Raw genomic sequence first — 9,198 nt, forward strand, 5'->3', positions numbered from 1 at the left:
ACCACCGTCCGGCGCGAAATCCCAGCCGCACGCGTGTTTCCGCAGGTCACAGGCGGCGGCCGAAGCCGAAACACCGCACGCCGATATCGCGATCCACCACCCGCACAAGGGTAGTATGGGGCCTCGCCGTTCGACCTGAGAGGACAATGACAGCATTCCGGTCCGTCGACAAGCAACCCGACCACATCGCGATCGAGCACGACGTTCTGGAGCGCTGGGACCGCGAACGAACGTTCGAAGCCTTGCGCAAACAGAACGCCGAAGGGCCTCCCTGGTCCTTCATCGACGGACCCATCACGGCGAACAACCCGATGGGCGTCCACCACGCCTGGGGTCGGACCCTCAAAGACATCTGGCAGCGGTACCACGCCATGCTCGGGCAGGACCAACGCTATCAAAATGGGTTCGACTGCCAGGGCCTGTGGGTGGAAGTCGAGGTCGAGAAGTCGCTTGGGCTCAACTCCAAGCCCGAGATCGAGGAGTACGGACTCGACCGCTTCGCGCGCGCCTGTCGCGACCGAGTGGCCAAGTTCGCAGGAGTCCAGACCGAGCAGTCGCGGCGACTGGGCCAGTGGATGGACTGGCCGAACTCGTACTTCACCATGACGGACGCCAACGTCAGCTACATCTGGACCTTCTTGAAGGAATGCCAGAGGCGCGGGTGGCTCTACGTGGGTCACAGATCGATGCCCTGGTGCCCTCGCTGCGGCACCTCCTTGTCGCAGCACGAGTTGATCGACTCCTACAACGACATCACCCACCCATCGCTGTTCGTGCGCCTGCCGCTCAAGGACCGCGCGCACGAGTACCTAGTCGTGTGGACGACAACTCCTTGGACGCTGCCCGCGAACGTCGCGGCCGCCGTAAACCCCGATGAGGAGTACGCGCGCGTCGAGACCCTCGCCGGAATCGCGATCGTGGCGGCCAAACGCCTGGGCGAGATTCCGATCCAGGGCAAGGTCCTGGAAACGGTGCGCGGAGCCGACTTGGTGGGCCTGCGTTACCACGGCCCTTTCGAAGGTCTGCCCGCGACCGAAGGCGTCGACTGGCGGGTGGTCGCCTGGACCGACGTTTCGATGGAGGAAGGCACCGGGATCGTGCACATCGCCCCCGGTTGCGGCGCGGAAGACTTCGAACTCGGCAAGCGCGAAGGCCTCGCGACGCTGGTTCCCGTGGACGAGTCCGGGGCCTTCTACCCCGAGTATGGGTGGCTGCACGGTCAACATGCTTCAGACGTCGCGCTGCGAGTGGTCGAGGATCTCGGCGAACGCGCGCGCCTGGTGGACGCCGGAACCCTCACCCACCGCTACCCCGTGTGCTGGCGCTGCGGCACAGAACTGATTTATCGCCTGGTGGACGAGTGGTTCATCTCTTCCGATGAAATCCGCGAGCCGATGATCGAGGCCGCGCGCACCGTTGAGTGGCAACCACCGCAGTACGGCAAACGCATGGAGGACTGGCTGCGCAACATGGGCGACTGGTGCATCAGTCGCAAACGCTACTGGGGGCTCCCCCTGCCTTTCTTCTTCTGCGAAGACGCGCACATGACGATCGTCGAGTCCAAGCAGGACCTGCTCGCGCGCGCCGTTCGCGGGACCGAAGACCTGGAAGAACTCCACCGTCCGTGGATCGACGGCGTCGTCGTGGCTTGCGAGACCTGCGGCAAAGAAGCGACGCGCACAACCGACGTCGGCGACTGCTGGCTGGACGCAGGCATCATCCCGTTCTCCACCATGGGCTGGGGAAACGGCGAGTGGATCGAGCGCGGCTATGCCGAGGGCGCAGGAGAAGGCGTCACGACTGCGCCGCTCCCCGACCACGCGTACTGGGAGAAGTGGTTCCCAACCGAATGGGTCTGCGAGATGCGCGAACAGATCCGCCTGTGGTTCTACTCGATGCTGTTCATGAGCGTGACCCTCGACGGGCGCTCGCCGTACAAGCGCGTACTTACCTACGAAAAGGTCAACGACGAAACCGGCCGACCCATGCACAAGTCCTGGGGCAACGCGATCTGGTTCGACGAAGCAGTCGAGACCATGGGCGCCGACATCATGCGCTGGATCTACGCAGCTCAGATGCCGGCGCAGAACCTGAACTTCGGCTACGGACCGGCGAACGAGGTCAAGCGCAGGCTCCTCACATACTGGAACACCTACGCCTTCTTCATCACCTATGCGCGCATCGACGGCTTCTCTCCACGCGCGGGACTGCTGGACGACGGCCCGGATCTCGCGACGGCGCGCCCGCTCGACCGCTGGATCCTGGCAACCACACAACGACTTGTCGCAGACTGCCGTTCAGCATTGGACGACTTCGACTCGCCGCGCGTTGTGCGACTCGTCGAGAGCTACTTCGAAGACCTTTCCAACTGGTACGTCCGCCTGTCGCGCAGCCGCTTCTGGAAGTCGCGCGACGACATCGACAAGACGGTTGCGTACGAAACTCTGTGGTATTGCCTTGCGCAACTCACGCGCTGCATGGCGCCGATCATGCCGTTTATCACCGACCACGTCTGGAGCAACCTCGTCGCCGAATCCACACCCGGCGCCGCTCAGAGTGTCCACCTGGCCGGCTACCCCACACCGGTCTCAAGGCTCGCCGACGATGCGCTGGCAGCACAGATGGATGTCGTTCGGATAGTGGTCGAGTTGGGTCGAGCCGCACGCTCACAAGCCAACATCAAGATCCGCCAGCCGCTCGGCGCGGTGATCGTGGCGACCGAGGACGCCGGCGCGCGCGCGAGCATCCAAGCCCACATCGATCTGGTGAAGTCCGAACTCAGCGTGAAGGAAGTGCGCATCGCTACGTCGGCAGAGGACTTCGCTCTCGTCGAGGTGATCCCGAACTTCAAGATCCTCGGCCCCAAGTACGGAAGCGACGCAGGACGCATCCAGCAGATGCTTCGCGCCGGCGACTTCCGCCGTGAGGACGTTCGAGTGATCGTCGGCGAGTGGACGCTGGATATGGGCGAGTTCGAGGTGCGTACGCGCGCGCGCGACGGCTTCGCCGTCACCGAGCGCGACGGCTTCGCCGTCGCGCTCGACACCGAGATCACGCCGGAACTGGCGCTCGAAGGGCGCGCGCGGGACTTGATCCGAAGCATCCAAGACCTCCGAAAGGAAACCGGACTGGAACTCACCGATCGCATCACCGTCACGGTCCCGGCGTCGGATGCCGACGTGCTCAACGCACACGGCGAATGGATCCGCTCCGAGACCCTGGCGGTTTCAGTGTCCGAGAGCGACGCACTCACGATCGAGCGCGCATGAAGAACGTCGGAATCGTTGGCCTGCCCGGCGCGGGAAGCTCCACCATCTTCACCGCCCTCACGTCACTGCCCGGCGCGGCTCCCGGCCGCTCGAACCAGGCCGTGGTCCCCGTACCCGACCCACGCGTCGACCGCTTGGTCGAACTGCACAACTCACGCAAGGCCGTCTACACCTCGCTGCGCTTCGTCGAGACGAGCGGGATGGTGCGAAAGGGCTCACGCGGCGCGGGGGGCGCGCTGTCTGCAGAGCTGCTCGGACATCTGCGCGCGGCCGACGCTCTGCTACTGGTCGTGCGCGGATTCGGCCCCGATGCCGATCCGGCCGCCGACCTCGCCGACCTCGGCCTCGAGTTGATCTACGCCGACTTGGAGTCGGTGTCGGCCAAGGTTCAACGCGACGCGAAGGCTGCTCGCGACGCCGACGCCAAACGCGCCGTCGTCGCGCTCGAGCGCGCGCGCGGCCTCCTCGAAGCCGGAACGCCGCTGCGCGACGCGGACTGGGACGAGGCCGAACTGGCGGCGTTCCAGGGGATGTCCCTTCTCACGATGAAGCCCGTCGTAGCAGTCGCCAACGTGGACGACCCAACGGTGGACGTTCCCGCAGGCATGATCGCCGTCGCCGGTGCTCTGGAATCGGAAGTCGCAGGCATGGACGACGCAGAAGCGCGCGAACTCCTTGAGGGCTTCGGACTCACCGAGCGCGGTCTCCCGCGCATCATCCGCGCCGTCTTCGAAGATCTTCGCCTGCTGACCTTCCTGACTGCGGGGGAAACCGAGTCGCGCGCATGGGAAGTGCCGCGAGACGCAACCGCGCCCGAAGCCGCCGGCGCGATCCACTCCGACATCCAGCGCGGATTTATCCGTGCCGAGGTGATCACCTACGACGCATTGGTTGAAGCGGGGTCGTGGCAAGCGGCGCGCGCCAAGGGCCTGGTGCGCCAGGAAGGCAAGCACTACGTCATGCGCGAAGGAGACGTCGTCGAGTTCCGCTTCGCCGTCTAGCTTCGTGGCCCCATGACTCCGCGGTCCAAGAACGGAAACTCGAAACCCTCAGCGAGAAGTTCCGGACCCAGCCGTAAGCCCGCTGGGAGTCTTCCGCTCGCGACTTAGCCGAGGTCGTCGGGAGGCGGCGTCTTCTTCGCCGCGGGCTTGCGCGTCGGAGCCTTCGGCTTAGCCGGTGCCTTGGTCGCCTTCGGCGCCGCGGTCTTCGGGGTCTTCTCCGCTGCGGGCGCAACCGTCTTCGCGGCAGCCTTGGGCGCCGTCTTCGCAGCAGCCTTGGGCTTCGAAGCGGGCTTGGCCGCCACGGCCCGAGGCTTCGCAATCGGCTTGGCCGCCACGGCCTTCGACGACCCTGTCGCACGGGTCGCGGGCGTGCGCGTCGCCTTCGGCTTTGCGGCGGGAATCTTCAGCGCTCCGCCTGCTGCGGACCTCGCACCGGACGACGTACCGATCTCCAAGGGTCGGCCGGCCGACGCCGGGGTGACCAGCCGCTCCAACGAGGTGGCTCCCGTCGGTCGGCCTCCGATCTCCAGCGGCGCGAGCGGCGCGGAGGGGGCATCAGAGCCTCTGACCGGCGACGCCGAACCTCGGAACAACGAGGCTTCACGCATCTGCGGCTCCTCGGGCACCCCGTCGGTCCCCACCGGAATTCCGGCCACGCTCGGGACAACTTTCTTCCGACCCTGCAACAGGCCGACCGTAAGCGCGATGCCCGCGAGAACGCTTGAAACAATAGAAACCGTGATCATCTGCAACCCGTTACCGAAGATGCCGATGACAAGCGTGACTACGGCCACGAGCAGCAGGATTGCGCTGGCGACAATCACGAAAGATGCACTCCTTCCCCCACAAACGGGCGACGGGGGCGGAGTTTACTCGCTCCCCTAGCGGGCTGCATAACCACGCACTCGTTACTCGCCGGCCCAGAACGGCTCACGGGATCCCGGCCGCTCCGGTCCGGACGCGGGAGGAGAGGGATCCGAAGGCGGCGGAGGAACGTCGCGCCGCATGCGCTCGACCGTGGCGCTCACAGGGGGCGGCTCCGCATCCAGCAGACGGATCTGCTCTTCGAAATAGCGGCGTAACCGCCGACGAATCTCCGCCTCGTTTCGCTCCGGGTCCTCGGCAAGTTCCTCCGCAACCGGCCCGCGACCCTCCCGCAAACGAGCCGCCTCCTGCTGCACGGCAGCAAGACGCACCTTCATTTTCTGGTTCTCTTCTGTCAACCGCGAGAACTCCTCGACGATCTCGTCGAGGAACAGGTCCACGTCCGCACGGTTGTAGCCACGCAGCGCTTCGCGAAATTCCTTGTGAACGATGTCTTGATGGGTAAGCGGCACCAGATTCCTCCGCCGGCACTAGCAGATCGCGGTCTGCACCAACTGCAGCACGAAGAACACTACCAAGATTGAAAGATCCAGCGCGACCGCACCGATTCGCACCGGGGGGATTAGCGGGCGCGCGACACGAATCACAGGCTCGGTCACCGCATAGATCAACTCCACCACCGGACGAAGACCGTCGGGTAAATGCGGGAACCACGACAGCAGCACGCGAGCCAGCAACACGTAGCCGTACAGGGCGAGCAAGAGGCAGATCAAGCCTCGCACTGAAGAAACCGCAAGGATCTCGATGACGACTCCTGCTAGAACTCGCCCATGCCGAACAAGCCGTGTTCGGCCAGCCGGCGCTTCTCGTCCGCCGAGACCTCCATGTTGAACGGAGTAAGAAGGTAGACCTGCTCTCCCACCTTCTGCATGCGGCCGTTCAACCCGTAGACCAGTCCTGAGGCGAACTGCAGGATCTTCGGAGCGTGCTTCTGTTCCGTCATGCGCAAGTTGATGATCACCGGTACACCACCCTTGTAGTGATCGGCGAAATCCTGCGCGTCGTCAAAAATTCGAGGCTCGACCACGTGCACCTGGCGCGGCGCACTAGTGGGAATCGAGCGCACAACTCCGCGACCGGCCGGATGCCGGTCGGTATCGACGCGCTCGTCGCGCCGTATGGTGCGCACCATCTGCGCCCCCTCGCGGCGAGGAGGCTCTTCCTCGACGTACTGCTCGTCGAAGTCGCCCTCGTCGTCCATGAGGCCCAGAGATACCAACGTCTTCTTCCAGAGTTCCCGCATCGTTGTCGCCTCCCGCTCGCCGCGGACGAGCACCATAAGGGTATGGCACATCGGCCGCCGACGCCGTGAGGACCGGATGTCCCCGGTCGGCGCGAGCCCGGACTCCCGGGCTCCACCCCTCCATGATGCCGTGCTTCTGCGAATCGTGCCTCCCGGGCAACCGGTACCGTCGAACTCCGGCCGCTCAACCCCACTCTGGTTCGCGTCGCTCGGGAACCACGCGCGCTCCGAAGATCGCCGATCCGACGCGCACGACGGTGGCCCCTTCCTCGACCGCGATCTCGAAGTCCCCGCTCATGCCCATGGACAGCTCCTGCACTCCATCGACCTCGCGTGCGATCAAATCCCGCAATTCGCGCAGCCCCGCGAACGCGCGCCGAGCCATCGCCGGGTCACCGGCCGGAGCCATGGTCATGAGTCCCCTCAGCCGCAGCGAACTCAGGCTCGCGACATCCACAGCCACCCGAAGGGCTTCACTCGGCAATACACCATGCTTGCTCGACTCGCCCGAGACGTTAATCTCGACCAGGACGTCCTGGCGAACGCCGGCCGCCTCTGCCCGGGCCGCGAGCGCCCGGGCAAGCCGCACCGAATCGATGCCGTGCACCAGAACTGTGCGCCCGACGATCGCCCCGACCTTGTTCCGCTGCAAAGTCCCAATGAAGTGCCAGCGGGCTTCGATCCCCACCAGCGCGCGCTGCTTGTCGAGCATCTCCTGAACCCGGTTCTCCCCGACATCGCGAACGCCGAGAGCAACCGCTGCCGCGATGCGCTCACTAGGCACCGTCTTGGTTACGGCGACGAGCGTGACTTCATCAAGAGACCGCCCCGAGCGCAAGCACGCCGCGTCGATACGGGACCGAACCCCGCGCAGCCCCTCGGCCAACACCACGTCTTGAGTCATCACTCACTCCCGATCATCGCAAGCACGCCCTGACGTCCGGTGGCGGCGGCCCGATGGCTGAAGAACCGGTGAGGCTCGCACCTGGTGCACAGCGCAGACGTGAGCACCGCACCAACGCCGGCGGCAGCCAGCGCCGCGCGCGCGCCGCGCCACAGATCGAGCCTCACCCCGTTCGTCGAACCTCGTACGACCTCAGAGCCGAGGGACGCACGGGCTTCCTCGGCGACCTCGGGCCCCACCTCATAGCAGCAAGGTCCGATCGACGGACCGACAAACGCACGGAGGTTCTCCGGCCCCCCCATCGCTGCGACCGTCCGGCCGACCACTCCGGCGACCAGCCCGCGCCATCCGGCATGAACGACACCGACGGCCGGGCGTGTCGGATCCACAATCAAGACGGGCAAGCAGTCCGCGGTTAGGATCACGAGCGCCGGGCCCGGTTCGTCGGTCCACAACGCATCCACGTCGGCGAGCGCCGTCCCGGGATCGAAGGCGCCGCTTCCGCACTCGTCGCTGCCCACGCGCGCCACCCGCGTGCCGTGGATCTGACGCCCGCTCGTCCATGCTTCCGGCGAGGCCCCGACGGCGCCGAGCGCGCGCGCGCGATTGCGGACGACGACCCCGGGATCCGCACCCCCGACCAGCGACAGGTCCAGCGGGCCGGCGACGCCGCCGGCGCGGGCGGTGAAGGCAACACGAATGCCCGCGCCGGAGAGCGCGGGCACCGTGAGATATGCGCCGGGCGAAGCATCGCCTCGCGCGGGAAAGGCGCGCCAGGCGAACACCGGCTTTAGCGACGAAGGAACGACGGGATGTCTTCGAGATCCTCGTTGGCGTCGAACACGACGGTCCTGCGAGGTGTGACCTCCACCGAAGCGAGATCGATCTCGTCGTCATCCTCGAGCGTCAGCGTGCCGACTTCCCGGCTTGCCCACCGCTCGAATCCGGCCGCAATGACCGTGACTCGAACTTCGTCGCCGAGCGAGTCGTCGATCGCCGTACCGAAGATCACGTTCGCCTCCGGGTGAGCGTGGTCGGAGATGATCCGCGCCGACTCGTTCACCTCGTAGAGCGTCAGATCGCTTCCGCCGGTGATGTTCAGCAACACGCCGCGCGCACCGTCGATCGACGTTTCGAGCAGCGGACTGGAAACCGCCGCACGCGCCGCCTCGATGGCACGATCCTCGCCCCGGGCGTAACCAACACCCAGCAACGCGGAGCCGGCCTCCGTCAAGATCGCCTTCACGTCGGCGAAGTCCAAGTTGATCAGACCCGGCGTCGTGATGAGGTCGGTGATTCCCTGCACGCCCTGCAGCAGAACCATGTCCGCCATCTTGAACGCGTCGAGGATCGTCGTGTTCTCGTCGGCGACGTCCAACAGACGGTCGTTCGGGATGATGATGAGCGTGTCGACCTTTTCCTTCAGGTCCTGGATGCCCCGCTCGGCCTGCTCCGCGCGCACCTTGCGCTCGAAGGAGAACGGCCGAGTCACGACACCGATCGTGAGAGCCCCGATGCTCTTGGCGATCTCGGCGACCACGGGTGCGCCCCCGGTCCCGGTGCCGCCGCCTTCACCGGCGGTCACGAACACCATGTCGGCGCCCTTGAGTACTTCTTCGATCGTCTCTCGAGCTTCCTCAACCGCCGCTCGCCCCGTCTCCGGGTTGGCGCCGGCTCCGAGACCGCGGGTGATGTTCCGACCAATGTCGAGCTTCAGGTCGGCGTCCGACATTAAGAGAGCCTGGGCGTCCGTGTTGATGGCGACGAACTCCACGCCCTTGAGACCCTCTTCGATCATGCGGTTGACGGCGTTGACACCACCGCCGCCGATGCCCACGACCTTAATCACCGCGAGGTAGTTCTGCGGCGCAGCTGCCATCGTTGCAACCCCTCCTT

Annotated in this window: 8 protein-coding genes and 1 pseudogene; 2 read left to right on the forward strand and 7 right to left on the reverse strand. The window is 65.7% G+C overall.

All coding sequences use genetic code 11. The annotated features are described in order from the left end of the window. Nucleotides 1–146: 146 nt before the first annotated feature. Nucleotides 147–3,269, forward strand: a complete 3,123-nt coding sequence (ileS, locus tag WDA27_01465) for an isoleucine--tRNA ligase (GenBank protein MFA5889614.1) — start codon at nt 147–149, stop codon at nt 3,267–3,269. Then, nucleotides 3,266–4,270: a DUF933 domain-containing protein gene (locus WDA27_01470; protein MFA5889615.1), complete on the forward strand. Its 1,005-nt coding sequence runs from the start codon at nt 3,266–3,268 to the stop codon at nt 4,268–4,270. Before ileS ends, WDA27_01470 begins: the two co-directional genes overlap by 4 nt. Before the next feature lie 104 nt (nt 4,271–4,374). Here WDA27_01470 and WDA27_01475 read toward each other — a convergent pair whose 3' ends face one another. The 7 genes and pseudogenes from WDA27_01475 to ftsZ all read right to left on the reverse strand — a co-directional run bounded on the left by WDA27_01475 (nt 4,375) and on the right by ftsZ (nt 9,181). Further along, nucleotides 4,375–5,094, reverse strand: a complete 720-nt coding sequence (locus WDA27_01475; GenBank protein MFA5889616.1) for a hypothetical protein — start codon at nt 5,092–5,094, stop codon at nt 4,375–4,377. Between the two features lie 84 nt (nt 5,095–5,178). After that, entirely contained in the window at nt 5,179–5,607 is a 429-nt protein-coding gene (locus tag WDA27_01480; GenBank protein ID MFA5889617.1) for a DivIVA domain-containing protein, read from the reverse strand. 18 nt (nt 5,608–5,625) lie between these two features. Continuing rightward, nucleotides 5,626–5,877 carry a YggT family protein gene (locus tag WDA27_01485; protein ID MFA5889618.1) on the reverse strand — a complete coding sequence of 84 codons (252 nt, stop codon included), beginning with the start codon at nt 5,875–5,877 and terminating at the stop codon, nt 5,626–5,628. 35 nt (nt 5,878–5,912) lie between these two features. Beyond that, the gene (gene sepF / locus WDA27_01490; GenBank protein MFA5889619.1) at nt 5,913–6,398 is read right to left on the reverse strand and encodes a cell division protein SepF; all 486 of its coding nucleotides are present in this window, start codon (nt 6,396–6,398) and stop codon (nt 5,913–5,915) included. A 184-nt stretch (nt 6,399–6,582) separates the two neighbouring features. Then, nucleotides 6,583–7,302: a YggS family pyridoxal phosphate-dependent enzyme gene (locus WDA27_01495; GenBank protein MFA5889620.1), complete on the reverse strand. Its 720-nt coding sequence runs from the start codon at nt 7,300–7,302 to the stop codon at nt 6,583–6,585. Continuing rightward, complete coding sequence (gene pgeF / locus WDA27_01500) at nt 7,302–8,027, reverse strand: peptidoglycan editing factor PgeF (GenBank protein MFA5889621.1); 726 nt, start codon at nt 8,025–8,027, stop codon at nt 7,302–7,304. The genes WDA27_01495 and pgeF overlap by 1 nt, the downstream gene beginning before the upstream one ends. Before the next feature lie 164 nt (nt 8,028–8,191). Beyond that, nucleotides 8,192–9,181 (reverse strand): annotated as a pseudogene (gene ftsZ / locus WDA27_01505) (cell division protein FtsZ). Nucleotides 9,182–9,198 lie beyond the last annotated feature (17 nt).

The organism is Actinomycetota bacterium, assembly GCA_041658565.1.
Taxonomy (GTDB): Bacteria; Actinomycetota; AC-67; order AC-67; family AC-67; genus JBAZZY01.